Source organism: Bacillus cereus group sp. MYBK220-1 (assembly GCF_051916445.1).
Taxonomy (GTDB): Bacteria; Bacillota; Bacilli; order Bacillales; family Bacillaceae_G; genus Bacillus_A; species Bacillus_A cereus.
This window is the reverse complement of record NZ_JBQAGQ010000001.1, coordinates 942,527-967,864: the sequence shown is the minus strand read 5'-3', so window position 1 is coordinate 967,864 and position 25,338 is coordinate 942,527. Positions and strand designations below refer to the sequence as shown.

The window sequence follows — 25,338 nt, the reverse complement described above, 5'->3', positions numbered from 1 at the left end:
AGCCTCCTTATAAATTTTTGAATGCATCGATTTGTTGTCGTGTGAAAGATTCTATATTTTCACCAGATGCATATTTTTTGTACCAATCAACAGTCCAAGCGATAGCATCATCTGTTGATAACTTAGGAGTCCAGCCGAGTTTGTTTACTGCTTTTGTACTATCGAGTGTTAAAACAGGTGATTCATAAGGAGTATTTGTAGAGGAGGAAATGATTGTTAGTGGGTTATTCCATAATTTTATTACAGATTCAATGACATCATGAACGGTTCTGTTAGGTTCATTCATTGGGCCGAAATTCCACGCTTCTGCATATTTAGCATCATTCCAAAGTTTCTCAGCTAAAAGGATATAGCCATGTAGAGGATCTAAAACATGTTGCCACGGACGGACGGCATATTTGTTTCGAATACACAAAGTATGATTGTGCAAATATGCCCGAATGATATCAGGGAATAATCGGTCTTCTGCCCAATCACCACCGCCGATGACGTTACCAGCTCTGACTGAGGCGAGTTTCTGGGTATTAGTGCGGAAGAATGATTTTTGATAGGATGTTGCCGCTATTTCAGCGCAAGCTTTACTAGCGCTATAAGGATCGAAACCTCCTAGTCGGTCATTTTCCACGAACGCTCGGTCGCCACTACCGTCATTCTCATAACATTTATCGCTTGTCACATTAATAATGGCACGTACGCTTTCGACGGACTTTGCTGCTTCTAGCACGTGGACAGTACCTAAAACATTCGTTTTGAATGTATCGATAGGATTTTTGTATGAAGCGGTTACGATTGGCTGAGCTGCTAAATGAAATATTATGTCAGGTTTATGCTGCTTCATGGCATGAAATAAAGAATGGTAATCTGTAATATCGCCTTTCATTGTCGTGCACTCTTTTGCTACGTTACCTTGTTCAAAAATGTTAGGAATGGATGGGGGATGAGAAGAAAAGCCTACTACTTCTGCACCTAAAGAACTTAAGAAAAGGGTGAGCCAGGAGCCTTTAAATCCAGTATGTCCTGTAATAAATACTTTTTTCTTATTCCAAAAAGATGATGAAGCCATATTACCAAACCTTCCACGGAGCGTTATTACTTTCCCATAGCTCGACTAATTTATTTTTATCGCGCAATGTATCCATCGGATGCCAAAAACCAGAATGTTGATATGCGGCCAATTCATTTTTGTTTACTAACTGAACTAAAGTGTCTGTTTCAAAAACAGACTTATCTCCACTAATGTAATTGAAAACTTCAGGATTTAAAACGAAAAATCCACCGTTAACCCATCCGCCATCACCTAATGGTTTTTCTTGAAAAGATGTTACAGACTGTTTATCTAATATGAGAGAACCAAATCTACCAGGAGGTTGTACGGCAGTAACAGTAGCCATTTTTCCATGTTTTTTATGGAATGTAATAAGTTCTTTTATATTTACATTACTTAATCCATCACCATAAGTGAGGCAGAAAGGTTCGTCTCCGACATAATTTTGAATCTTTTTCACTCGGCCACCCGTTTCGGTATTTACACCAGTATCGATTAGTGTAACTTTCCATGGTTCTACACGATGAGAATGGCTAGTAATTGTATTATCGTTTAACTGTATTGTGAAATCAGACATGTGTAAGTTGTAATTTAGAAAGAACTCTTTAATTGCATATCCTTTATAGCCTAAGCAAATAATAAACTCAGTAATCCCGTAATGACTATACAAACTCATAATGTGCCATAGAATGGGCTTTGTTCCAATTTCAATCATAGGTTTCGGTTTTAAATGTGTTTCTTCCCCAATTCTTGTACCGTACCCACCAGCAAGAATAACAGCTTTCATTTTTTCCTCCTAAAATAAAAATTTATTATTTATACAGTATTCATGTTTTATGCAAATGAGATTGTTTTTGATTAAGTGAATGAAAATGTTTGAGGTGATGACGATGCAGAAAATATTACGGTTTGAATTTTGGAAATAATTCTTGATATTCAGGGTTATGACGGAGGTCTTGTGTTAGGTTACTAAGCTCTAAAAAACGTATGTCCAGTACTTCAGGAGATTGACCGTAATGTGTTTGAAGTCCCATTTGAACACCCCTTTTTGAAAGGGTAGGTGTAATTTGTAATTTTCTTGCCTTTGATTGTTCATTCCAAGGGCTAAAATAAAATTTTAAAATAAATGAAGGATAGTCATAAATTATATATCCGTGCCGCGAATGATGTCTACCAGGTAAATATGCACCGTCTAGATGATTGTGAATAAATCTCCAAGCACATCCGAGATTTGGGTTATAAGGGAAGACACCGTGGTATCGCTGTTCTACTAAGGGGATAGAATATCTAGGCTTTGAATAATTATAATTATGATTATCTATCATTAAAATCATTCTAATCGCATACATGTTTTGGCCTAGTGTATGAAGAGATGAAAAAAATTCTTCAGTATTATTACAACAAAAGAATTCAGTAGTATTTAAAACGATTTTCCAACCTGAAACTTCTCTTTCAATTTCCATCACTTCAATATCAGTATTAGTTGGATCAAACTCAAGAAATCTTGAATTTCGTACTTCCCAGTGGGGTGCTAATAGTTTACAAATCTCTACGGAACGATCTGTAGACCCTCTATTAATTAAAATGCCGTGATCGAATATTTTCGTGTGATGCATAAGCCACCATGGAAGTAGGTATTCTTCATTATAAAAATGAGAAATGATTGTCTTTTTCATATTAATTCCCTCCTATACAAGCAATCATTATTAGTAGGATATGCTTTTAAATAAGAAAGGTTAAAAGTGGCAGACAATGTAGTGATTAGGTAGTAGTTTAGTAATTTTATTGTATAAGTGTAGATTACTCGTATTGAATCATCATAGGAGGGGATTGGAATTTTGTATAAATTGTGAATAATAAACCGTCACGTTTGACTGTACAGTTTATGTGTTGTATGATGTAAGTAATATAAACAAGGGGGGAAGATCGTTGGGAAGGTGTATCGAATCGGACAGTTGGCTCTCATGGCTCACGTGTCGAAACGAACGATTGATTATTATACGAATCTAGGTATCTTAAAAGCGGAGCGATCTCAATCTAATTATCGCTATTACGACGAAACAGCATTTGAGACATTACAATTTATTGAGAAGTGCAAAGAAATGCATATGCCGCTTTGTGAGATTAAAGAGAAAATCGAGGAGAAGAAGAAGCTGCTCGGTATCAATGAACACGTTTCGAAACAAGTGAATGAAGTGACAGACCATATTCATCAATTAGAAGTGGAGCTTACTGAGTTAAAGCCGCTTTTAGATGGATTGACTGATTCACAACGTGAAAAAATATCGAAATCTTTATCTGGTCAAACGACAGCTTTAATACAGACACTTGCTCTATTATTATAGAATAAGTGAAATCCGACCTCTTTAATTTTTGTATCGGGCTATGTTTTCTAACAAACAAATAAGAAAACATTATAGTATACAGGAGGTGGACACCTTAGTTTTTTAACTAAGGGGATTCATTGGAAATATTTAATTTAGTCATGGTTGCGATTTTAATCGCATTTACTGGATTTTTCGTAGCAGCAGAGTTTGCGATTGTAAAGATACGTTCAAGCCGTATCGATCAGCTTGTTGCGGAAGGAAAACGCGGTGCTTTAGCAGCGAAAAAGGTAACAACAAATTTAGATGAATATTTATCTGCTTGTCAATTAGGTATTACAGTTACAGCTATGGGATTAGGTTGGTTAGGTGAACCGACAATTGAAAAGTTATTACACCCGTTATTTGAGAAATGGAACTTAAATCCTTCTATTTCATCAGTACTAACATTTGGTCTTGCTTTTATGATTATGACGTATTTACACGTTGTAGTAGGGGAATTAGCTCCAAAAACGATGGCAATTCAAAAGGCTGAAAGGGTAACGTTATTATTGGCAGGTCCATTAATGATGTTCTATAAAGTAATGTATCCATTTATTTGGGTATTGAACGGTTCAGCTCGTGTGATAACTGGTTTATTCGGTTTAAAGCCAGCTTCAGAACATGAAGTAGCTCATACAGAAGAAGAATTACGTCTTATCCTTTCAGATAGCTATGAAAGTGGCGAAATTAATCAAGCTGAATACAAGTATGTAAATAACATTTTTGAATTTGATAATCGCATTGCAAAAGAGATTATGGTACCGCGAACAGAAATCGTTGGTTTCTACCTGGAAGATTCAGTAGAAGAACACATGAAAGTAATCCAAAATGAGCGATACACACGTTATCCGATTTTTGGAGAAGATAAAGATGATATTATCGGTATGGTCAACGTAAAAGATTTCTTTATTCGATATATGACCGAGGATCAAAAAGATTTATCATCTATTCGCTCGTATATGCGTCCGATTATTGAAGTGATGGAAACGACTCCAATTCACGATTTATTACTTCAAATGCAGAAGAAGCGAATTCCGATGGCTGTTTTATATGATGAGTACGGAGGAACAGCTGGAATTGTAACGCTTGAAGATATCTTGGAGGAAATCGTCGGCGAAATTCGTGACGAATATGATGAAGATGAAGCACCACCAATTCAACATGTGAACGAGCAACATATTATTGTTGATGGAAAAGTGCTTATCTCAGAAGTGAAAGATTTATTTGGATTACACATCGAAGAAGATGATGTGGATACAATCGGTGGATGGATTATGATGCAAAATCATGAAATCGAAGAAGGACAACACGTTGAGGCGGAAGGTTATGAATTTAAAGTGTTAGAAAAAGACGCTTACCAAATTAAACGTGTTGAAATTCGTAAGATGGAACAAGAACAAGAAGAAGAGAAAGCAGCAACTGTGTAAGTTGCTGCTTTTCTTCTAAAGTACAAAAAATGAGAACTTAGGAGCGGATATTTTGATTCAAGAAGCCTTACGTGTATATCGATTACAATTGTATGTGATCTTTAGTGGTTTACTACTTATGTGGACGATTACTCCGTTTGGAAAACAAGTGACAGGGTTCGGTATTGGATTAGCAGTAAGCGCCTATTGTCTTTGGTTATTAGCTCGCAGAGTGGAGAAACTCGGAAAAAGTATCGTAATGAAGGAAAAGGCTCCTGGATTAGGAGTTTTAAACCGATTTGCAGCTGCTATTTTAGGAGCTATCATCATGTATGAAATTGAGCATGAAATGGAAATGTGGGCATTCGGTACAGGTATTTTAGGTGGTCACTTTTTAATGATTGCAAATTTAGCGTATGCAAATATGCAGTTAGTGAAAGAAGAAGAGAAGCAAAGAGAACATGCTTCGAAAAATATAGAGCTATGATGAAAGGGACCTAATCAGGTTCCTTTTTTAGTTTAGCGATATGATACAAGTAATCAAATTAACGACAAATATAATACGCTTCTTTTTTGTGTTTTTCAATAGTATGAAAAATAATAAAAAAATTTTAAAAAACCCATCGATTTCTAAAGGTTATGTATGTTATTATGACAAAAGACTTTTTGAAAGAGGTGGATACCAATGTTACAAGCGCTACTTATTTTTGTGCTTCAAATTATTTACGTTCCAATATTAACAATCCGTACGATTTTGCTTGTAAAGAATCAAACAAGATCCGCTGCTGGTGTTGGATTGTTAGAAGGAGCTATTTACATTGTCAGTTTAGGTATTGTGTTTCAAGATTTATCAAATTGGATGAACATCGTTGCCTATGTCATTGGCTTTAGTGCGGGACTGTTATTAGGCGGTTATATAGAGAATAAATTAGCAATTGGTTATATTACGTATCAAGTTAGTTTACTAGACCGTTGTAATGAATTAGTAGATGAATTACGTCACTCTGGATTTGGCGTTACAGTATTTGAGGGCGAAGGTATTAATTCTATACGTTATCGCTTAGATATCGTCGCAAAGCGTTCTAGGGAGAAAGAGCTTTTAGAAATCATTAATGAAATTGCACCGAAAGCGTTTATGTCTTCGTATGAAATTCGCTCGTTTAAGGGTGGATATTTAACGAAGGCGATGAAGAAAAGAGCGTTAATGAAAAAGAAAGATGAACATGCATCGTAAAAAAGAGGAGTAGTGCTGCATTAAAAGCGCAGTATAAGTCCAAATGTAAAAGGGAGGAATCTATTTTGATGTAGATTCCTCTCTTTTTTATTGTTAATTGAAAAACTAAATCGTATAATTATTTTTTCTACTCATCCTCAAATTAATGATTAGCCATATAACTTGAAAAAATACCGGTATGATAAACGCGATTAATATAACGATAAGTGATATGGATTTAATTTCAGGTGTTTGAATAACACCAGCACCATCAACCTCTCGTAACCAAATAATAGCGGCCCATATTCCAAAAACGATAATCCAAAATAGGTTACCAATCCACCAAGAAATCCATCGTTTTTTCATGTTAGCACCCCTTACATTTATCTACTGTTAAAAGTATATTTTCGTTCGTTACATTTATAATGAAACAACTTTAAAATTAGTTTTTAACTGTATATCTAACTTGTTTGAAGGTTACTATTTCTCCATCATCATTATCATCTTTCGTTTGCAAAAGTTGAACTTTTGGTTTGTAGTCTGTCCGATGAGCGTGTTCGATATCTTTAATGTTAAGCTTGTAGGATTCACCATTCTTTAGCTTTTGTTCTAACACTTTTTTATTAGCAACATAAATAAAAGTTACTTTATTTTCATCAATTCCCTCGGTCTTAATTTCTAACTCATTATCTTTTGCTGTGATCGTTGGTGTTAATAATTCCATACTGCCTTTCCCGCTTTCTAAAGAATTCTCTGCTATAGTTGAACATCCTGATAGTATGATTCCGGTGAATAGAAGAACAAGTAATTTCCTTTTCATAACATCCCCTCCGATTCTATGTGATTTTTGATTTTGGCATTGTTAGACTGCTAGTGTGGAGCGTAAATGTTTAGCTAGTACTCTTTTTATTGTACCATAATATGTAAATTAAAAAAGGCTGTATATCCAATGTAAGAGAGACTGAAAAATTTACTTATTGTTGTAAATTCGTGTGTTTTAGCTTCTATTTCAATCGAAATGTAGACGAGAAAAAGAAATTTTTTACAGAAATTATAATTTTTACATTTTACTATAATGATAGGGAATAGATGAATTCATTTACTTCGGAGGTAGTTATTTGAACATTAATGAGAAGGCAATTGAAATGTTTGAACAAAATAAATATGAGGAAGCAATGGAACTGTTTCAACAAGCAGTACATGAATCTAGAGACGTACAATCTCTCAATAATCTTGCCTGGATGTATTTTTATGAGGAAGAGAATGATGAGAAAGCTCTTGAATTAATAAGAGAAGTTGTTAAGTTGAATCCATCTTCATACTTTCCTTATAACATCTTAGGGGACATTTACATGAAACAAGAAAAATGGACAGAAGCGAAAGAAGCATTACAAAAGTCTATTTCGATTCAACCATCAGATGAAGCATATCATAATGTAGCTGTAGCGCATTATAACCTTGGAGAGCTGGAAAAAGCTTCAGAATTTTTCTTGCGAGTTGCAGGGGATTCGGACTATATCATGTATAGCTATGTAAAATGTTTAATTGATTTAGAACGAACGACAGAAGCAAAAGAGAAGTTAGATACTTTTAACAGGGAGTCTGATAATTTTTTAGGGGAAATTCATGTAGCAGATTTATATGTTGAGTTGAATTGCTATAAAGAAGCAATTGAATGGTTCGAAAAGGGATACAAAAAATGCTGGAAAAGTCCTAATTGGATTAGTAGATTTGTTTATGCTCTATATAAAGTGAATCATTTCTCGCGTATAAATGAAGTGATACGGGAATCTATCGAAGCGAAAACAGCAGAAATAAAAGATGTCGAGAATGAAGAAGTAGAAGACAACTGGACAGAGAAAGATAAGAAAGAGTTAATTGAGGAATATACAGAAGCGAATAATGATTATAAAACAATGATAGAGCGTATTAAATCAGGATATGTTCCAGGGTTAGAATTTGAAACGGATTTTATAGGTGGGTGCTATTTGTTTGGTTGTAAAAGGCATAATCATCTTGAATATGAAGAATAAAAAAATCGACTGTCACATATGATGGTCGATTTTTTTTATTATAGGACGCTTGTATTACATAGGTATATATCTATCCTCTTTAGAGGCCACTTTTTTTATATTCAAAATATGTAGTGAAATAAAACCAGTAAGCCCTATTCCGCCAAAAATAAGCCATGGTGTATACACTCCGCTTAAGTTGGATGTAAAAGATGTACCGGTATAATTACCAATGATAAAACCAAATGCGAGTGATAGTTGATAAAATCCAAAGAAAGTGGCTGTATATGATTCATTACTGTAATTTGCAATAGCGATATCAGCGTTTGGTAATACAAGTGTTTCACCGATTGTAAATAAAATTACACAAATAAAGAGCCAATATGGGTGTTGAAATAAAGGAATGAGTAAAAAGGAAATACTCATTAGTAAAACACCGTATTTAATAAAGGAAAGGGTGTTGTATTTGAGAAAGAGTTTTCGGAATAACACCATAAATAGGACGCCTGTTATTGCATTTATCGTAATGACTAATGTAGCAAGTTGATTGCTACTACTAATGTTTTTCATATGAAGTGGAAGTGCGACAGTAAGCTGAGTAAACATAATATAGAAGAAAATCATGATAAAGGAAAACAGAAGGAAAGACTTGTTTTGTAAGATGGCCTGTATTCCTAATGTAATAGACGTGTTTTCAGTAGTGACTTGGAAGTGATTTTTAAGTAAGTAAAAGATAAAAGCGAATAACAGCATAAGAGATCCTGTTAGAGAGAAAGCGTAGAGTGGATCGAGTAAGAGTAAGAACCCTCCTGCAATTGGTCCGATTATTGCACCGCAATTAAAGCTAAGGTTTAAATATGTAAATAAATTTTTTCTCAAATGAGCTGGTTGTGAACCGAATATGGCGCGCGCAGCAGGTTCGTAAAATGCAGTTCCGAAGCCAATAAGTGCAGAAGAAATAGAAATTGTATAGAAATCAGAGCATATTCCTAAAGCGATAAATCCGATTCCTCTCAAAAATAAACCGGATATCATCATAATGATATAGCCTATTTTGTCAGCAATTAACCCTGAGAATAATGGGATAACTCGTGATGTAATTGTCATAACCGTCAACACTGTTCCTACTTGGACAGCAGAAAAATGAAGAAAGGTTAATAGATAAATAGCTAAAAATGCGTATACTGCAAAATACCCAAAAGACATAAAAAATGAAGAAATAAGCATGAAACGTATCGGTGTTGAGAAACTTTTCATAGAAATCCTCCTAATTATGTAACCAGTAAAATCATTTGATGGTTAACTATTTTATACTATAATTATACATAAAGTCAGAAAAAAGTAAATTTTAAGAAGAAGGTGGATCGAATTGAATCAAAACGCTCCAAATGAACTAGAACATATTCGGGAATTTTTAAATACATGGAGAATACCAAACGATACGAGAGAGCCAATTGATTTGCTGCAAACAGAAGAAGACATAAAGCTTTTTATGAAAGAATATTTTGATGAAGAGTTTCCATTTCATACGATAGAGGAATTAAGAGGTTTTCGAGAAGATATTCGGATGACAATTGAAGGCGAAGGATCATTGCAAAAATGGTTAGAGAAATACCCATTTCATGTACATATAAAGGATGATATGAAAGATATTACATATGAACCGGTATATGAAGAGAATGTGTATACAAAAGTGTTAAGCATTGTGTTAATGTCAATTCAAGAAAATGTATGGGGAAGGTTAAAAGCATGTCCAGATTGTCGCTGGGTATTTTATGATCATTCGCGAAATGGAAGTAAAAGATGGTGCGGTATGTATGCTGGAGAAGAAGGAGGAAGAGCATGCGGTACGATTGCGAAAGTGAAAAACTACCGGGCGAAGAGAAAAGGGCGATCTGGTTATGATATGTAATTAATATTAGAGAAAGAAAAATGGATGGGGGAATGTAGAATATGAAAGGTAGGCAAATGTTAGCTTTAAATAAAAAGTGTTGGGATACAGTTGCACCTTATTTCTTTCAAGTGGATTGTTTACCTAAATATGGTCCGTATACGGCGTCTGAAGATGAGATTCGTTTGTTCGATTCAATCAGAAAGAAAAAGGTTCTTGATATTGGCTGTGGAAGTGGGCATTCGTTGCAATATATGGCGGAACAAGGGGCAGAGGAATTATGGGGGCTTGATCTTTCGAGTACACAAATTGAAATAGCGAATAAGACGTTAAAGGATTGGAATCCAAAGTTAGTATGCGGAGCAATGGAAGAAGAAGGAGATATTCCGAAAGGATATTTTGATATTGTATATTCCATTTATGCATTAGGTTGGACTTCGGATTTAAGAAAAACGTTGGAACTGATTTATTCATATGTAAAGCCAGGGGGAAGTTTTATTTTTAGTTGGGAGCACCCGGTATATTCAAACTTACAGTATGGTACGGAAGAAGTTGCTATAAAGTCTTCTTATCATAAGGAAACGCCCATTACGTTTGAAACATTTAAAGGAGAAAATGTACAAGCGACATTATATAAGAGAAAAATAAGTACATACATAAATGAGTTAAATAGAGCGGGATTTAAAATTGAGAGAATAGAAGAGCCTGAACCATCAAGCTCGTTTGATGGAGAACTAGCTGAGCCGTCTACGAAGTATTATTCTTTATATAAAGCTAGAATGGTGCCGACTACTTTTATTATTAAAGCTAGAAAGTAAAGTGTTTTTATAAAAGAAGCCTATGATTTCAAATAGATGAAATGATAGGCTTCTTTATTTTAAAAAAATGAGGTCAAAGGTGTACTTTTCTTATAAAAATGCATTTCATATAAAAGGTGTAATTATTTTGGGGAAGGGGGATTGTTGTGCGTCATCATAGAAAGTGCAAAAAATTTGGAGTGGCACTGCCTCTTCCGCTTATAGGAGCAACGGGTCCGACAGGTAATAGTGGTCCAATCGGTCCAACTGGAGGGCATGAAGGTCCTGTTGGTCCTACAGGGGTGACTGGACCGACTGGAGCAACTGGGCCCCAAGGTCCTCAAGGTATCAGGGGAATACAAGGTCCCCAAGGGACAACAGGAGCACAAGGAATACAAGGGGCTATTGGTGATACAGGAGAGCAAGGTATAACTGGCCCGACTGGTCTCCAAGGTGCTCAAGGATTAATCGGTAACCAAGGTCTAATTGGTGATATTGGAGTACAAGGATTAGAAGGAATACAAGGAGCAACGGGTCCTGCTGGTAGTCAAGGTATACAAGGCACACAAGGAATACAAGGGGAAATAGGCGAGCGAGGACAAACAGGGGCACAAGGAATGCAAGGAGAGAGAGGCATAACTGGAGTCTCGGGTGTAACTGGTCCACAAGGCCCTCAAGGTGTTCAAGGAATACAAGGAGAGCAAGGGGCTATTGGTATACAAGGAGAAGACGGCTTCCAAGGTATACAAGGAATTACTGGAGAGGAAGGCCCGCAAGGAGCTCAAGGAATACAAGGGGAAGTGGGTCCAACTGGTTCTACTGGAATGCAAGGTGCCCAAGGTATAAGTGGAATAAAGGGGATAACAGGTGCAATAGGTTTACAAGGACCACAAGGTGTGCAAGGAATACAAGGTATAACGGGAGCAACAGGTTTTCAAGGGATAAAAGGAATAAGAGGTATAACGGGAGCGACAGGTAGCATTGGTATTCAAGGCTCAGAAGGACCACCGGGCGGTCCGACGGGAACAACTGGTCCAATTGGTCCATCTAGTGGGGTGACTGGACCAGCTGGTCCACCCGGTCCACCAGGAGGTCCAACAGGTCCAACGGGTGCGACTGGTTCAACAGGTGTAAGCGGTGGGATAGGACCAATTGGAGCGCAAGGAGTGCAAGGTATAACCGGTCCAACAGGTCCTCAAGGTGTAAGAGGAGCGCAAGGTTCCCAAGGTGTAGTTGGAGCAGTTGGAGTACAAGGGGCACAAGGTCCTCAAGGTAACCAAGGTATAACCGGTCCAACGGGTGCAGAAGGTTCTCGAGGAATACAAGGTCCGCTGGGAGTAATCGGTCCAACAGGTGCAGAAGGCCCTAAAGGTATTCAAGGTATTCAAGGTGTAATCGGTCCAACAGGTGCACAAGGAATGGTGGGAATCCAAGGTGTAGCTGGTCCAGCTGGTGTTACAGGAGCGGAAGGAGCTCAAGGTGCACAAGGAATCCGAGGAGTAACCGGTCCTGCTGGATCACAAGGTATACAAGGAGTTCAAGGGATACAAGGAGAAACAGGAGCAGCTGGAATACAAGGTCCTCAAGGTGTTCAAGGGATACAAGGGACTACCGGATTGACAGGCACACAAGGTGCACAAGGTCCTCAAGGAGTGCAAGGAATAATAGGACCGACTGGAGCTATTGGCTTGCAAGGTTCTCAAGGATTACAAGGAATAACGGGTCCAACAGGAGCGCAAGGAGTGCAAGGAATACAAGGAGTGCAAGGAATTATCGGTCCAACAGGTGCACAAGGAATTAGAGGTCCCCAAGGAAGTGCAGGGGAAGTCGGTATAACAGGCCCACAAGGAGTCCAAGGAGCGCAAGGTAGTCAAGGCCCACAAGGCCCACAAGGAAATGTTGGAATTACAGGTGCAACGGGTGAAACTGGGGCTACTGGAGCAACCGGGGCAACTGGACCACAAGGTGTGCAAGGAGTGCAAGGGATTACGGGAATACAAGGAATAACGGGAACGACAGGCAATACAGGTGCAACGGGTCCGCAAGGAATACAAGGTATACAAGGGATTCAAGGGTTGCAAGGCCCAATTGGAGCAAGTGGGGTGACAGGTGCTAGTGGTAGTATAGGCCCAGTTGGAGCACAAGGTAGTCAGGGCCCAAGTGGTGTGGTGGGACCGACAGGAGCAACTGGTAGTGCAGGTTCAATAGGTTTCTTGGGAATAGCGGGAGCGACAGGAGCGACTGGCTTACCTAGCGGGGGTGGTTATTTCTTTTCTACTTCAACGAGTACAATTGCAGCGAATGCGTTAATACCAATTAATTCTGGATCTACAGTTTTTGGTTCTGATGTCAGTTTAACAAATGCAACAACTGTAACGTTAAGTACGCCGGGAATTTATTTAGTAAGCTATTATTTTCAAGGCGATCCAACTGCCGGAAATGAAACAATTTCAGTGAGGCTTACTTTAAATGGAACACAAGTCGCAGGGAGTTTTATTTTTTATGTTACAGGAGGTACTTTTATATTAGAACCAGCAGTTTCGAATACGATGGTCATTGAAGTTACTTCTTCAAATGCAACTTTGTCTTTACAAAATGGTCCGTTAGCTATCGGGCATGTAACGACATTATCTGGTGTGATAACAGCTAGTTTAAATGTATTAAAAATAGTTTGATACGTTAGTTATAACGGGGGAGATGCTTGTGAAGAATCAAGATAAGTGTAGTAAGTTTCAAGCACCTATTCCTTTTCCACCGCCAGGTATTACGGGGCCCACTGGTCCAACCGGTCCAACTGGTGCTTTAGGTGGACCAACTGGACCGCAAGGAATACAAGGCGTACAAGGTCCAATCGGTCCAACCGGCCCACAAGGAATACAAGGAGTGCAAGGGGTGCAAGGAGAAAATGGTCCAACCGGCCCAACTGGTTTAACTGGACCACAAGGTTCTCAAGGTAATCAAGGACCTATGGGAGAACGAGGCCCACAGGGAATACAAGGTGTTCAAGGAATACAAGGAGAAAGAGGTCCGACTGGTCCAACTGGTATTCAAGGGATACAAGGAATTCCTGGCCCAATCGGTCCGACCGGTCCAACAGGAATACAAGGCATACAAGGAATGCAAGGAGAAATCGGTCCAACCGGCCCAACAGGAATACAAGGAATACAAGGAGTGCAAGGGGAAATTGGTCCGACTGGACCAACTGGAAATACTGGTATACAAGGTGTGCAAGGTAATTTAGGAGGTAGTGGTTTACAAGGTGTAACCGGAATACAAGGAATACAAGGTCCGATTGGTCCAACAGGCCCAACTGGTTCTCAAGGAATTCAAGGGGAGCAAGGACCAATGGGTCCACAAGGGGAAACTGGTGTTCAAGGTTTACAAGGTCCCCAGGGAGAAATGGGGCAGGTAGGTCCAACAGGAATACAAGGAATACAAGGAGTGCAAGGTGTAATCGGTCCGACTGGTCCAACCGGTTTACAAGGTGATCCAGGTCCAACCGGCCCAACAGGAGCCACTGGGATAACTGGTCCGACAGGTTCTGCAACTGGCCCGACTGGAGCAACCGGTCCAACTGGTCCACCAGGAGGTCCAACTGGTCCAACCGGTCCAGCAGGATCACCAGGGGGTCCAACTGGTCCGACTGGAGCAACAGGGGCAACAGGAGCGACCGGAGCAACAGGAGCGACTGGAATTCAAGGGGTACAAGGAATCCAGGGACCGACCGGAGCAACTGGTGTAACAGGTTTGCAAGGAGTACAGGGACCAATGGGGGCAACGGGTCCAACGGGTGATCAAGGCATTCAAGGTCCACAAGGGATACAAGGAGTAACCGGTCCGACTGGTCCGCAAGGTCTACAAGGAATCCAGGGACCGGTAGGAGCAACCGGTCCGACTGGTCCACAAGGAGTGCAAGGGGCACAGGGGCCAATCGGTCCACCCGGCCCTCAAGGTCTACAAGGCATACAAGGTGAGCAAGGAGTAAGGGGAGCGACCGGTCCAACTGGTTTACAGGGGCTACAAGGAATCCAAGGTCCGAGTGGTCCAACCGGTCCTCAAGGAGTGCAAGGCGTACAAGGTCCGAGTGGCATAACCGGTCCAACTGGTCCTCAAGGAATACAAGGTATTCAGGGACCACAAGGAAGTATAGGCCCAACCGGTCCTCAAGGAATACAAGGTGTGCAAGGTCCACAAGGCCCAACCGGTCCGACTGGTGCAACTGGTCCTCAAGGAATACAGGGAATTCAAGGACCACAAGGAGTAACGGGTCCACAGGGAATACAAGGTATACAAGGAATTCAAGGTGTAATCGGTCCAACCGGCCCAACTGGACCGCAAGGAATTCAAGGGATAACCGGTTCGACGGGTCCAACAGGAGCAACAGGAGCAACCGGACCTACTGGTGCAACGGGTCCCCAAGGTCCTCAAGGAATTCAAGGACCACAAGGAGAAACTGGTCCAACAGGAGCAACCGGACCTACGGGAGCAACGGGTCCTCAAGGTCCACAAGGAATCCAAGGTCCACAAGGGGTAACGGGGCAGGCGGGAGCGACCGGCCCTACGGGAGCAACAGGTCCACAAGGAATCCAAGGAATCCAGGGGCCACAAGGTGTGACGGGAGCAACCGGAGCAACCGGAGCGACTGGAGTGACTGGTGCAACAGGACCGACCGGAATACAAGGCATACAAGGAATAACTGGAGCAACAGGGGTAACGGGGATAACGGGCCCAACAGGTGCCACAGGTCCAACAGGCTTAACTGGAGCAACAGGATCATCTGCTATATCGACAGGTGGCGGATATTTCTTTTCTACATCAACAAGCACAATTGCAGCAAATGCCAACATCCCAATTAATTCTGGATCCACTGTATATGGAACTGGTGTATCTTTAACTAGTGCTACGACAGTCACAGTAACGACGCCAGGAATATATTTAGTAAGCTACTATTTTCAAGGGGATGCAAATGGTGGGAATGAGACAGTATCTGTTAGATTGCTATTAAATGGAACGCAACTAACAGGGAGTTTTATACAAAACGTAACGACATCAACTGTAGTAATCGAACCAGCCATTTCAAATACACTTCTTGTGAATGTGACGAGTGCCAATTCAACATTAATATTACAAAATGGCCCGTTAGGTGTAGGGCATGTGACTACTATAGCAGGTGCGATTACAGCAAGCTTAAATGTAGTGAGAATTTTATAAAGAATATAAAAAACACAAGGAATGTCTTTGTAAGACACACCTTGTGTTTTTTAATATTAAATAAACATTTTCTTTATCTTTTCGGTTGAAAAATATGCTGAAAGAAGTATTTGTGATGTAAGTTATCTACAACCTTATTTGCTTGATATGTGCGTTGTTTTTCAATTCGAAGTCTTTGCTCCATCATTTTAATTGCGTGATCAGATAAACGTAACATAATACATTCTCCTTTTCTATAAATATAGGTGACTATTTGATATCGATCCCATATTTATAATTAAGGAGGCAAAATGTGTAACATAGGCAAAAAGCACCTTCCTCTCCCATTACGCTTACGAGGTTAGCTGTCGGACTCGGGAAGTGAGAGTTTCCCTACTTAAAAAAGATTCGCCCCAAGTAGCATAGCTACAAAAATGGTTCCCCCGCTCCAAAATTTGGACTCAGCAAAAGGTTTTATAAAGTAAAAAATAACATAAAGGAGCGAACAAGTCAAATTATTTTGTGTATTCTGTCTTTTTTAATTGCGTAAGAATCATACCGTCAGGAAGTATTGTATCTGATACTGTAATGAATCCGTGTTTTTTATATAAAGTAATAGCAGGGGTATTCGCTTTACCTGTTTGTACAATATATGTCATTGGAGAGGGAAACATGTTAAATATATAAATTAGGAGTTTCGTTGCGATTCCTTTTTGAAAAAAATCGGGCGATACAACTAGCCTATGGATATCGATTAGTTTTTCTTCTTGTACAAAAGAAATAAAACCGACAAGTTTATTTTCAGAAAAATATCCATAGAATGTTTCAACGCAATTTTGAATATCGTTTACAGTATCATATAAACGAGGTATGGCAGTACTATTTAAGTAGTCTGCTTCAACTTTATAAGCTGGAATTTGAACCTGTAAAATGGATGTTGCTACTTCAAAAGAAGTGGAATTTAACTTAAGAATCATAGATAATGAAGCCTCCTTTAAATATGGTATATGAATATAATTGCTTTATGGGTGAGTTTGACAATATTTTTCTTTTTTGCATATAATATATGTATCTCCATATGTAAAATAGTAGTAAATATATTTCTATAGTGAAATATGATTAGCAATGATAAATACATATGTTTGTATTAAATCATACAAACTATAATAGAAATGGAGGACTAAAAATGGGATGGATTATCACATTAATAGTTGGTGCTATTATAGGTGCAATTGCTAGTTCTATAACGGGTAAAAATTTCCCAGGTGGTATGTTCGGAAATATTATCGCAGGTTTATTAGGTGCTTCATTAGGTGGTAAATTATTTGGAACTTTTGGGCCGTCTTTTGGTGGGATTCATGTCGTGCCAGCATTATTAGGTGCAATCGTGTTAATTTTTATTGTATCATTTGTAGTGAAAGCTGCAAAGAAATAGATATATAGATTATGATGAAGAGCCCTGAATAAGGGCTTTTCATCATTCGAAGAGGTGGTTTCGTTGGAGAAAATAAATATAAGAAAAAGAGATAAGTTAAGAAAGTTTTTTAGAGAACAAAATTATTTGGCGGTATTACTTGGATTTGCGTTATTGTTCATTAATATTTTATTGCTAACAAAAATATCATTTGTTTTTACACCGTTTATCGTATTTTTAAAAACAATTTTCTTCCCAGTACTATTAGCAGGCGTGCTATTTTATATTTTACATCCATTCGTTTCGCTTTTAGAAAAGAAAGGTGTTTCAAGAATCGTATCGATAGCTTCCATATATTTAATCGTACTAGGATTATTTGTGTTTTTAGTTGTAACGGTTATCCCTATTATTAAAGATCAAATTGATGCATTAATTGATAACTTACCGTATTTTGGCCATGAGATTGAACAAGCAGCACGTAGATTCGGGGAAAGTAATTTACTCGGTAAAATTCAGGAGAATTTAAATATTAATGTTGCGAATATGGTAAAAGAATACACAGTTGATTTTACAAAGTCATTATCATCAGTAACTGGGAATGTAACTGGATTTTTGAGTACTGTTACAGAGGTTGTTTTGACATTTGTAATGGTTCCATTTATATTGTTCTATCTTTTAAAAGATGGTGAGCAATTGCCGAATCACTTTTTAAAGTTTATTTCAGAGCAAAGACAACCAGCAGCAATGAGAATACTAGATGATATGCATTATGCGATTAGCTCGTATATTAGAGGTCAAATTATCGTCAGCTTATTTATCGGTATTATGCTATTAATTGGTTATCTTATTATTGGTATTAAATATGCGGTATTACTTGCGATTTTAGCGATGATTGTAAATATCGTTCCGTACGTAGGACCAATTATCGCGATTACACCAGCGTTAATTATCGCATTTATCGACTCGCCAGCAATGGTGTTAAAAGTAATTATTGTTATGATGGTTGTACAATTAGCAGAAGGTAAATTTATTTCTCCGCAAGTTATGGGTAAAAAGTTAGATATTCACCCGATTACTATCATTTTTATCATTTTAACTGCCGGAAACTTATTCGGGATTATGGGCATTATTTTAGCCATTCCAGGATATGCGATATTAAAAGTGTTAGTTACACACGGTTATAGATTTGTTAAGTTGAATACGTGAAAAAAAGCGCTAAAACAGTGGGAACTGTTTTAGCGCTTTTTTATTAACAATTCATTTGCATATTGGCGCGCCCATTGATCCGCTTCTAATATAGCATCTAGTGAAGGATCTTTTACGTTATGATGAGCTTCAACTGTTTTGTAAATTGTTTTTTCAATATCGAAAAAGGAAATTTCATTTTTTAAGAATAGCGCATTCGCAATTTCATTTGCTGCATTTAATACAGCGGGAGTAGTACCACCGATTTTGCCACATTCATATGCGTATTGTAGACAAGGGAACTTCTCTAAATCTGGTTTTTCAAAATGTAAACTACCGATTTCTAATAAATTTAATTTTTCATAGGAAGAAGGTAGCCGAGTAGGATAGTGAAACGCATATTGAATCGGCATTCTCATATCAGGAGCACCGAGCTGTGCCATAACTGATCCATCAATAAATTCTACTAAAGAATGAATGATACTTTCTTTATGAATCATTACATTAATTTTTTCATATGGAATATCAAATAGCCATCTCGCTTCCATTACTTCGAACCCTTTATTCATTAATGTGGCAGAATCAATCGTTAGTTTTGCGCCCATTAACCAGTTTGGGTGCTTTAAAGCATCTTTTGCTTGTAATGTTTGCATTTCATCACGTGTTTTATCACGGAAAGCACCACCGGAAGCTGTTACAATTAACTTCTCAATCTCTTTATTATTTTCTCCGTTTAAACATTGGAAAATAGCTGAATGCTCACTATCTACTGGAATTAAGCGACATCCGTTTTGTTTCGCTAGTTCAGTTACGATATGTCCAGCTGCAACCAAAGTTTCTTTATTAGCAATAGCGATATCTTTCTTCGCTTTTAATGCTTCAATTGTTGGAAGTAATCCTGAAACACCTACAACAGAGCTTAATACAAGATTTGAATCAGGGTGAGTAGCTACTGCAATTAAGCCATCAGTCCCGTGTGTGATTTTTGTATTTGCTGAAATACGCGTACGAAGCTTGTCTGCTAAGTCTTTTGTCGCAACGCTTACAATACGAGGTTGAAACGTTTTGATTTGTTGCTCAAGAAGATCGATATTATAATTTGCGGTTAAACCGACGATTTTAAAATGTTCAGGATGAGCTGAAACGACATCTAATGCAGATGTGCCGATGGATCCTGTGGAACCTAAAATGGATATATATTTTACCATGAAAAAACCTCCAAAGTTGTTTCGAATATTTCTGCAAACCTATATAATATTAGACAATTGAAGTGGAAATTCCTTCTATATAAAATAGAAAATTTTGGTTTGTTTGGAAGTGAAATGTGATAAACTGTAAAAAATAACGAAAAAGCAATGAAAGAGAAGAGTACATATTCGAAACTTTTTAGAGAGCTGATGTGTGGTGGAAATCAGTAAGGGATGAATATGGAATGGGCTCTGGAGCTTCTAACTGAAATGAGTAGGTAAAGACGGTTACTTCACGTTATTGAAGTATGAAGTGAGCTAATGATAGCTAATTAAGGTGGTACCGCGGGAGTCTCTCGTCCTTTTTTAAGGATGAGGGGCTCTTTTTATTTTGAGAAAGGAGGAGTTAGTGTGAGTGAAAAAATAATGTTAACAGGAATTAAGCCGACAGGTTATCCACATTTAGGAAATTATATTGGTGCGATTAAACCTGCATTACAAATGTCAAAGAATAATGAAGGAAAAGCATTGTACTTTATAGCTGATTATCATGCATTAAATGCTGTGCATGATTCAGAAAAGTTCAGCAGTTATACGAAAGAGGTAGCAGCTACTTGGTTATCACTTGGACTTGGAGAAGATGTTATTTTTTATCGGCAAACAGAAGTACCGGAAATTCTAGAATTAGCTTGGATTTTAGCTTGCCTCACTCCGAAAGGTCTTATGAACCGTGCTCATGCGTATAAAGCGAAGGTGGAGCAAAATAAAGAAGCAGGGTTAGAGGTCGATGCGGGAGTGAACATGGGGTTATATACGTACCCGATCTTAATGGCAGCTGACATATTATTATTTCAAGCTACACATGTACCTGTCGGAAAAGACCAAATTCAACATATTGAAATCGCGCGTGATATTGCGACGTATTTTAATCATACATTTGGCACGACATTTACACTTCCAGAGTATGTCATACAAGAAGAAGGAGCTATTTTACCTGGTCTTGACGGAAGGAAGATGAGTAAAAGTTACGGAAATGTGATCCCATTATTTGCAGAGCAAGAAAAACTACGAAAGTTAATATTTAAAATCAAAACAGATTCTTCACTTCCAAATGAACCGAAAGAACTAGAAACCTTATTTACAATTTATAAAGAATTTGCGACAGAAGACGAAATACAGTCATTACGTGAAAAATATGAGACTGGAATCGGATGGGGCGATGTGAAAAAAGAGTTGTTTCGCGTAGTAGATCGAGAGTTAGCTGGACCTCGTGAAAAGTACGCAATGTATATGAATGAGCCGGATTTATTATATGAAGCATTAGAAAACGGTGCTGAGAAGGCACGCGCTATTGCAAAGGTAAATTTAGCGGAAATTAAAAAACGGATTGGATTTAAGAGGGAACGTTAAGCGTCCCCTTATTTTTTTTGATAATCTGTAATAATCCTCTCAATAACAGGGGGAAGATTATTAGGTAATTCATCAAGTGAAAAGAAGCGTAGTTCTTTTGATTCACTTTGATCGCATACAAGTTCACCATGAAATTCTCGGCAAATATAAACAACGAGTACACCGTGTACTTGATCGCCGTTTGGATAGATTTGAAAGTAATCTGGTCCAGAGTATGTACGGAATAGTTCTGGATTTTTAATAATAAGTCCAGTTTCTTCATATACTTCTCGTTTTAAAGCATCTTCTAATGTTTCATTATATTCTAAGGCACCGCCAATAATGCCCCAGCGGTTAAAATCTGTACGGAGCTGCAGCAATACTTCATCTTTTTTATTTAATATAATGGCGTGTGATCCTATTAAAATAAGTGGATGAATTCCTACTAGATTTCTCATGTCTTCAATATAACCCATGTCATTGCTCCTTGTATTTAATAATAGTTAGGAAGTTCTTTTAACATTCTTTCTGTTTTACGTGCTGTAAAGGCTAAGTTATGGTCATCTTTCGTTCTGAAAAATAATGTGCGTAAAAAGGTTTTAATATTGGCACATAAAATACAATACTCATTAAGCGAAAGGCGTTTTCTAATTTGAGGAAGCCTTTTTATTTTTTTATGAATAATAGAAATTAAATCGTTCTGAGGAAAATCATGATACAGCATTGCTAGTAATGGAGTAACAATGCGTTCATCTTCGTTATTATGAAAAAGGTCAGATGGAATAAAGATTTTATTTAATAAACAATGAATTAATTCTTCGTACCATTCAAAAGTGGTATACGTATTATGAACAATTTCAGTAAAAGCATCAGATACGTGAGCAAGACAATGAGCCCATCCTTTATTTTCGATATAGCCCCGAAAATCCGTTTCTAAGTTTGTGTATGTAATGAGTTTATTTTTTATTTCTTCGATATCCTCCTCTGTACAAAAGTAGTGCGAATTAGCGAATTGGAGTATTAACGCAATTAACGAAACAGTGTAAGAACGTGTGAAAACCCCATCTGTATGTGGGGAGTAAATGTCACAATATAAATACTCATCACTTAAACAAGTTTGCAGAAGTAATTTCAGTTGATCATCCATAAGGAATTCATGATGAATGAAATGTGCAAAACATTTATATATAAGTTGGTAACGAACGTAGCTATCAGTCGTTCCGATATACTGAAGCATGTTCAAAGTTAACTCATTTACGTCTATATGTTGCAGTTGCGTATAGTCATTTTGTTGTATAAGCTCTAACTGTTGTTGCAATGCTGTAATATCCACTGGAGAACCTCCTCCGCACTTTAAAGATGCGATCTTTTCTAGTATTCTATATATTCAAGGACAATCCTGCTCATGCAAGGAGAACGATTAGAAATTCGAGTATGATATAGATGAGGGAAGAATATGACGACGATAGAACAGTTAGAAAAACATTTTAAAATAAGAAGAAGTGCTTCTTCTATTATGATAAAAGAAAATAATGCAGAGATTTTTACAGAAGAGCAATTAGAGGAAATGATGCAATATTGCGTTGCTGAAGCTAAAAAAGATGGATTAGAAAAACTACATTTTGAAATCTCTTCAAAAAGTCCAAATTATGATGTGTATAAAAGATGTTTTGAAACGTATTTATTTGAATATGTTACGGAAAACATGATTGTATTTAAAGATATATACGAAGTAGAAGATGTAGAAAGTGAAATTGATTTTAAGCTTATTGAAGAAGTTGGAGAAGAGGCTTTTTATTCACTGTGGAATGAAGCAACGGGAGAACCAGTCGCTCATGATCAATTTGTGCATATGATGCTACAAGAAATTGGTGAGCAATGGAAAGAACATTGCTTAACAGCGAGTGCCGATGAAGAGCCGATAGGAATTGTAATCCCGCATATTGAAAGAGGTACGTTAGAAGAAGGGAAACTTATGTACTTCGCAGTTACTCCAAATATGCGTAATAAGGGATATGAAGCTGCGTTATTTGCAGGTGCGATGTTTGTCTTAAAGGAAATAGGTGCATCTTATTATATTGGTGAGACAAATATGCAAAATGAGTGGATGAAGGATGTTTTTGAAAAGAACGGATGTCAGCTGCTGAGTTGTACTGAGCGGTATGTGAGGAAGTTTTAGGAGGATGAAGGATGTATACTCTCGAACTCGTATAGCGGGAGGGGACTATATATGTTAAAGCAATCCATGCATTCATTCGTGTTACTGTATCCAAATGTATTGTTAGAAGGCTGGAATGTTGAAAAAGTTTCAGAACGTTATGAAGGTGAAAAGTGGGGAACTTTTTGGTTTCAGGTTGTTACTCCAACTGGGATGTTTCGAGTAAAGGAATTTTTTCTCGATATAATGGAACCAGTATTTCCGGATAGCTGTATTTCTCAAGCAAAAGGAGATGGTTTTCAATATAAAGGGCTTGTGTATTGGAAAGGTATAAATTATAAAGGAAAAGAAAGTTACGTTACATCTATATGGAAAACACAAGTTGAAATTTCTGTTGATCATGGATATGTAAAACAAGACGAAATGGAACGATTTCTATTTGAATTACAACCAGTAAATATGGAGCTTGGGAAAACGATATTACATACATCATTTCACTTATTAAGCTTTCAAGCGAAGAGAAGTGAAATGGGTGAGATAGGAAGATGTAGAGAGTGGAATGCTCCAGATGACGTATCCTATGTAAATTTGTTAATTCATGAAAAACTAAATTGGAAACTTGAATCGGTCGGTTTCGGAAATGACGAAACGCAGTATGTATACTGGGACGAAGTTAATAAACTATATGCACTTTGGGTTTGTAGACATAAAAACAAAGCGTACTATCCTATTTCTTCATGGACAATGAACTATGGCCCAAAACAAATTATAAACGGGTTAGAGTTTTATTCGCACCCTAATCGCGGAACAGTTGTATACGAAGATTTAGGTAATGAACAAATCGCATACGTATTTCGCGGTAATCCATGTACAAATTTTGAACAAGTAAAAGAACTTTTCGCCTGTTTGTAAGATAAAAAGAAAAATGAGAACGACAAAATGGATATTCCCATAATACAATAGGGTAAGATTCAATTATAAGAGAAAGCGTTGGTGAAAGAATGGAGCAGCAAAGAAATTGGCTACAAGCAACTGTAGAAAGAATTGAAGATAATACGTTACAAATAAAGTGGGAAAATAATATAGAAGAAGTTCGTATTTATTGGAGTACTTCACCAGATCATATTGAAGAAAATGGAGAACTACTTGCAACTGTAAATGGAGAATTATCATATACAATTGAAAACCCGAGTGAAAATGAACGTCCATATTTTAGACTAGTAGGAAGTAATGGACAAGCAGTGACAGTAGCTGAGCGTAGATTGCCATTACAAGGTGCGTTTAACTTCCGTGATATGGGTGGATATGAAACGACAGATGGACGTAAAGTGAAATGGGGCAAATTATACCGTTCTGAAGAATTAGCAGGACTAACAGAGTGGGATATCGACTATTTACAAAAGTCTGGTTTAAAGTTAATTTGTGACTATCGTACAGACTTTGAGGTAAAGCATAAGCCAAATCCTGAGATTACAGGTGCTCGTCAAGTGTGCTTACCAGTTATGCAAGACTTAGCGAAAGACTTAAATATAAATGAGTTTTTCCAAGTTGGTGACCTTTCTATGTTAGGAAAACCAGGTGAGTATCTTGTGAAAATGAATCAAGATTTCGTAAGTGGCAACGAGGCATTCGTGAGCTTCTTAAACTTAGCGCAAAACCCGGAAAACTTACCGTTAGTAAACCACTGTACAGCTGGAAAAGATCGTACTGGATTTGGTTCAGCATTATTACTACTTTTACTAGGTGTACCAGAAAAAACAGTAATGGAAGACTACTTACTAAGTAACGGATTCCGTGAAAAGCTAAATGAAAAAATGATGTCCTTTTTAGGTGCAAAATTACAAAACGATGAGAGCAGAGCGATATTAGGTGCAATGTTTGAAGCGCGTGCTGAATACTTGCAAGCTGCGATTGGTGAAATTCAAAAGCAATACGGATCAGTTGAAGCATACGCTGAAAAAGCTCTTGGCTTTACGAAAGATTCGTTAGAGGAAATGAAAGAGTTACTGCTGGAAGAAAAGTAAAAAGAAGGGAGGCTGGTTTTAATTAGCCTCCCTTTCTTATTGTTGTTATAATTAAGCTATG

General features: G+C 37.7%; 26 protein-coding genes, 1 riboswitch and 1 other annotated feature. Of the genes, 15 read left to right on the top strand and 11 right to left on the bottom strand.

From position 1 onward, the window contains the following. Positions 1 to 7: 7 nt before the first annotated feature. The 3 genes from rfbG to ACTFRU_RS04905 form a co-directional block, all read right to left on the bottom strand. Positions 8 to 1,063 (bottom strand): CDP-glucose 4,6-dehydratase, encoded by a 1,056-nt coding sequence (rfbG, locus tag ACTFRU_RS04915; RefSeq protein WP_000168654.1) that lies wholly within the window; start codon positions 1,061 to 1,063, stop codon positions 8 to 10. Position 1,064: 1 nt separating this feature from the next. Continuing rightward, entirely contained in the window at positions 1,065 to 1,832 is a 768-nt protein-coding gene (gene rfbF, locus ACTFRU_RS04910) for a glucose-1-phosphate cytidylyltransferase (RefSeq protein WP_000648807.1), read from the bottom strand. A 115-nt stretch (positions 1,833 to 1,947) separates the two neighbouring features. Continuing rightward, entirely contained in the window at positions 1,948 to 2,721 is a 774-nt protein-coding gene (locus ACTFRU_RS04905) for a glycosyltransferase family 2 protein (protein ID WP_000750973.1), read from the bottom strand. Positions 2,722 to 2,982: 261 nt separating this feature from the next. On the opposite strand from ACTFRU_RS04905, the gene ACTFRU_RS04900 reads away from it, so the two are divergent. From ACTFRU_RS04900 to ACTFRU_RS04885, 4 genes are all read left to right on the top strand, one after another. Continuing rightward, positions 2,983 to 3,390, top strand: a complete 408-nt coding sequence (locus tag ACTFRU_RS04900) for a MerR family transcriptional regulator (RefSeq protein WP_000285635.1) — start codon at positions 2,983 to 2,985, stop codon at positions 3,388 to 3,390. Positions 3,391 to 3,509: 119 nt separating this feature from the next. After that, on the top strand, positions 3,510 to 4,838 hold the full coding sequence (locus tag ACTFRU_RS04895; protein WP_000402258.1) for a hemolysin family protein: 1,329 nt from the start codon (positions 3,510 to 3,512) through the stop codon (positions 4,836 to 4,838). A gap of 52 nt (positions 4,839 to 4,890) precedes the next feature. Further along, on the top strand, positions 4,891 to 5,304 hold the full coding sequence (locus ACTFRU_RS04890) for an ATP synthase subunit I (RefSeq protein WP_000613876.1): 414 nt from the start codon (positions 4,891 to 4,893) through the stop codon (positions 5,302 to 5,304). 198 nt (positions 5,305 to 5,502) lie between these two features. After that, positions 5,503 to 6,051 (top strand): DUF2179 domain-containing protein, encoded by a 549-nt coding sequence (locus tag ACTFRU_RS04885; protein ID WP_000938438.1) that lies wholly within the window; start codon positions 5,503 to 5,505, stop codon positions 6,049 to 6,051. A 105-nt stretch (positions 6,052 to 6,156) separates the two neighbouring features. Here the strand turns inward: ACTFRU_RS04885 and ACTFRU_RS04880 are convergent, their stop codons facing one another. Then, positions 6,157 to 6,396 (bottom strand): DUF3923 family protein, encoded by a 240-nt coding sequence (locus ACTFRU_RS04880; RefSeq protein ID WP_000747695.1) that lies wholly within the window; start codon positions 6,394 to 6,396, stop codon positions 6,157 to 6,159. A gap of 76 nt (positions 6,397 to 6,472) precedes the next feature. Next, a complete protein-coding gene (locus ACTFRU_RS04875) occupies positions 6,473 to 6,850 on the bottom strand; it encodes a hypothetical protein (protein WP_000823781.1) in 378 nt (125 codons plus the stop codon). A 298-nt stretch (positions 6,851 to 7,148) separates the two neighbouring features. Between ACTFRU_RS04875 and ACTFRU_RS04870 the strand changes: the two genes are divergently transcribed. Continuing rightward, positions 7,149 to 8,063, top strand: coding sequence for a tetratricopeptide repeat protein (locus tag ACTFRU_RS04870; protein ID WP_440037511.1), 915 nt, complete (start codon positions 7,149 to 7,151; stop codon positions 8,061 to 8,063). A 54-nt stretch (positions 8,064 to 8,117) separates the two neighbouring features. Here ACTFRU_RS04870 and ACTFRU_RS04865 read toward each other — a convergent pair whose 3' ends face one another. Then, entirely contained in the window at positions 8,118 to 9,299 is a 1,182-nt protein-coding gene (locus ACTFRU_RS04865) for an MDR family MFS transporter (RefSeq protein ID WP_006922528.1), read from the bottom strand. A 112-nt stretch (positions 9,300 to 9,411) separates the two neighbouring features. On the opposite strand from ACTFRU_RS04865, the gene ACTFRU_RS04860 reads away from it, so the two are divergent. From ACTFRU_RS04860 to ACTFRU_RS04845, 4 genes are all read left to right on the top strand, one after another. Beyond that, positions 9,412 to 9,954, top strand: coding sequence for a CGNR zinc finger domain-containing protein (locus ACTFRU_RS04860; protein ID WP_006922529.1), 543 nt, complete (start codon positions 9,412 to 9,414; stop codon positions 9,952 to 9,954). Between the two features lie 41 nt (positions 9,955 to 9,995). Further along, positions 9,996 to 10,751, top strand: a complete 756-nt coding sequence (locus tag ACTFRU_RS04855) for a class I SAM-dependent methyltransferase (RefSeq protein WP_139849013.1) — start codon at positions 9,996 to 9,998, stop codon at positions 10,749 to 10,751. Between the two features lie 146 nt (positions 10,752 to 10,897). Further along, complete coding sequence (locus tag ACTFRU_RS04850; protein ID WP_440037510.1) at positions 10,898 to 13,405, top strand: collagen-like protein; 2,508 nt, start codon at positions 10,898 to 10,900, stop codon at positions 13,403 to 13,405. Between the two features lie 22 nt (positions 13,406 to 13,427). Beyond that, entirely contained in the window at positions 13,428 to 15,941 is a 2,514-nt protein-coding gene (locus ACTFRU_RS04845) for a BC_3345 family exosporium-associated protein (RefSeq protein WP_440037509.1), read from the top strand. A 73-nt stretch (positions 15,942 to 16,014) separates the two neighbouring features. Here ACTFRU_RS04845 and ACTFRU_RS04840 read toward each other — a convergent pair whose 3' ends face one another. Continuing rightward, complete coding sequence (locus ACTFRU_RS04840; protein WP_000945243.1) at positions 16,015 to 16,158, bottom strand: hypothetical protein; 144 nt, start codon at positions 16,156 to 16,158, stop codon at positions 16,015 to 16,017. Between the two features lie 96 nt (positions 16,159 to 16,254). After that, positions 16,255 to 16,397, bottom strand: a riboswitch (cyclic di-AMP (ydaO/yuaA leader). Between the two features lie 38 nt (positions 16,398 to 16,435). After that, positions 16,436 to 16,897, bottom strand: coding sequence for a GNAT family N-acetyltransferase (locus tag ACTFRU_RS04835; protein WP_000601226.1), 462 nt, complete (start codon positions 16,895 to 16,897; stop codon positions 16,436 to 16,438). A 209-nt stretch (positions 16,898 to 17,106) separates the two neighbouring features. Between ACTFRU_RS04835 and ACTFRU_RS04830 the strand changes: the two genes are divergently transcribed. Both ACTFRU_RS04830 and ACTFRU_RS04825 read left to right on the top strand, forming a co-directional pair. Beyond that, positions 17,107 to 17,355: a GlsB/YeaQ/YmgE family stress response membrane protein gene (locus ACTFRU_RS04830; RefSeq protein WP_000539727.1), complete on the top strand. Its 249-nt coding sequence runs from the start codon at positions 17,107 to 17,109 to the stop codon at positions 17,353 to 17,355. A 63-nt stretch (positions 17,356 to 17,418) separates the two neighbouring features. Next, the gene (locus tag ACTFRU_RS04825) at positions 17,419 to 18,540 is read left to right on the top strand and encodes an AI-2E family transporter (protein ID WP_000411484.1); all 1,122 of its coding nucleotides are present in this window, start codon (positions 17,419 to 17,421) and stop codon (positions 18,538 to 18,540) included. Positions 18,541 to 18,569: 29 nt separating this feature from the next. On the opposite strand, the gene ACTFRU_RS04820 is transcribed toward ACTFRU_RS04825, so the two are convergent. Then, a complete protein-coding gene (locus tag ACTFRU_RS04820; RefSeq protein WP_149214910.1) occupies positions 18,570 to 19,727 on the bottom strand; it encodes a 1-deoxy-D-xylulose-5-phosphate reductoisomerase in 1,158 nt (385 codons plus the stop codon). 138 nt (positions 19,728 to 19,865) lie between these two features. After that, positions 19,866 to 20,073 (top strand) — a binding site (T-box leader). 44 nt (positions 20,074 to 20,117) lie between these two features. On the opposite strand from ACTFRU_RS04820, the gene ACTFRU_RS04815 reads away from it, so the two are divergent. Beyond that, entirely contained in the window at positions 20,118 to 21,116 is a 999-nt protein-coding gene (locus ACTFRU_RS04815) for a tryptophan--tRNA ligase (RefSeq protein ID WP_016122880.1), read from the top strand. An 8-nt stretch (positions 21,117 to 21,124) separates the two neighbouring features. Here the strand turns inward: ACTFRU_RS04815 and ACTFRU_RS04810 are convergent, their stop codons facing one another. Next, the gene (locus tag ACTFRU_RS04810; RefSeq protein ID WP_440037508.1) at positions 21,125 to 21,571 is read right to left on the bottom strand and encodes an NUDIX hydrolase; all 447 of its coding nucleotides are present in this window, start codon (positions 21,569 to 21,571) and stop codon (positions 21,125 to 21,127) included. A 17-nt stretch (positions 21,572 to 21,588) separates the two neighbouring features. Then, entirely contained in the window at positions 21,589 to 22,428 is an 840-nt protein-coding gene (locus ACTFRU_RS04805) for a DUF2785 domain-containing protein (protein WP_000355451.1), read from the bottom strand. A gap of 123 nt (positions 22,429 to 22,551) precedes the next feature. On the opposite strand from ACTFRU_RS04805, the gene ACTFRU_RS04800 reads away from it, so the two are divergent. From ACTFRU_RS04800 to ACTFRU_RS04790, 3 genes are all read left to right on the top strand, one after another. Beyond that, on the top strand, positions 22,552 to 23,274 hold the full coding sequence (locus tag ACTFRU_RS04800; protein WP_139849009.1) for a GNAT family N-acetyltransferase: 723 nt from the start codon (positions 22,552 to 22,554) through the stop codon (positions 23,272 to 23,274). Positions 23,275 to 23,325: 51 nt separating this feature from the next. Further along, on the top strand, positions 23,326 to 24,165 hold the full coding sequence (locus ACTFRU_RS04795) for a hypothetical protein (protein WP_440037507.1): 840 nt from the start codon (positions 23,326 to 23,328) through the stop codon (positions 24,163 to 24,165). A gap of 89 nt (positions 24,166 to 24,254) precedes the next feature. Then, on the top strand, positions 24,255 to 25,277 hold the full coding sequence (locus tag ACTFRU_RS04790; protein ID WP_440037506.1) for a tyrosine-protein phosphatase: 1,023 nt from the start codon (positions 24,255 to 24,257) through the stop codon (positions 25,275 to 25,277). The last annotated feature ends 61 nt before the right edge of the window (positions 25,278 to 25,338 follow it).

What these genes read in the sequence shown, in the direction of transcription:
- ACTFRU_RS04835 (WP_000601226.1), bottom strand. Translation starts at nt 16,897, where the DNA reads ATGATTCTTAAGTTAAATTCCACTTCTTTTGAAGTAGCAACATCCATT.
- ACTFRU_RS04875 (WP_000823781.1), bottom strand. Translation starts at nt 6,850, where the DNA reads ATGAAAAGGAAATTACTTGTTCTTCTATTCACCGGAATCATACTATCA.
- ACTFRU_RS04795 (WP_440037507.1), top strand. Translation starts at nt 23,326, where the DNA reads ATGTTAAAGCAATCCATGCATTCATTCGTGTTACTGTATCCAAATGTA.
- ACTFRU_RS04865 (WP_006922528.1), bottom strand. Translation starts at nt 9,299, where the DNA reads ATGAAAAGTTTCTCAACACCGATACGTTTCATGCTTATTTCTTCATTT.
- ACTFRU_RS04840 (WP_000945243.1), bottom strand. Translation starts at nt 16,158, where the DNA reads ATGTTACGTTTATCTGATCACGCAATTAAAATGATGGAGCAAAGACTT.
- ACTFRU_RS04790 (WP_440037506.1), top strand. Translation starts at nt 24,255, where the DNA reads ATGGAGCAGCAAAGAAATTGGCTACAAGCAACTGTAGAAAGAATTGAA.
- ACTFRU_RS04830 (WP_000539727.1), top strand. Translation starts at nt 17,107, where the DNA reads ATGGGATGGATTATCACATTAATAGTTGGTGCTATTATAGGTGCAATT.
- rfbG (WP_000168654.1), bottom strand. Translation starts at nt 1,063, where the DNA reads ATGGCTTCATCATCTTTTTGGAATAAGAAAAAAGTATTTATTACAGGA.
- ACTFRU_RS04905 (WP_000750973.1), bottom strand. Translation starts at nt 2,721, where the DNA reads ATGAAAAAGACAATCATTTCTCATTTTTATAATGAAGAATACCTACTT.
- rfbF (WP_000648807.1), bottom strand. Translation starts at nt 1,832, where the DNA reads ATGAAAGCTGTTATTCTTGCTGGTGGGTACGGTACAAGAATTGGGGAA.
- ACTFRU_RS04885 (WP_000938438.1), top strand. Translation starts at nt 5,503, where the DNA reads ATGTTACAAGCGCTACTTATTTTTGTGCTTCAAATTATTTACGTTCCA.
- ACTFRU_RS04800 (WP_139849009.1), top strand. Translation starts at nt 22,552, where the DNA reads ATGACGACGATAGAACAGTTAGAAAAACATTTTAAAATAAGAAGAAGT.
- ACTFRU_RS04820 (WP_149214910.1), bottom strand. Translation starts at nt 19,727, where the DNA reads ATGGTAAAATATATATCCATTTTAGGTTCCACAGGATCCATCGGCACA.
- ACTFRU_RS04810 (WP_440037508.1), bottom strand. Translation starts at nt 21,571, where the DNA reads ATGGGTTATATTGAAGACATGAGAAATCTAGTAGGAATTCATCCACTT.
- ACTFRU_RS04845 (WP_440037509.1), top strand. Translation starts at nt 13,428, where the DNA reads ATGCTTGTGAAGAATCAAGATAAGTGTAGTAAGTTTCAAGCACCTATT.
- ACTFRU_RS04855 (WP_139849013.1), top strand. Translation starts at nt 9,996, where the DNA reads ATGAAAGGTAGGCAAATGTTAGCTTTAAATAAAAAGTGTTGGGATACA.
- ACTFRU_RS04880 (WP_000747695.1), bottom strand. Translation starts at nt 6,396, where the DNA reads ATGAAAAAACGATGGATTTCTTGGTGGATTGGTAACCTATTTTGGATT.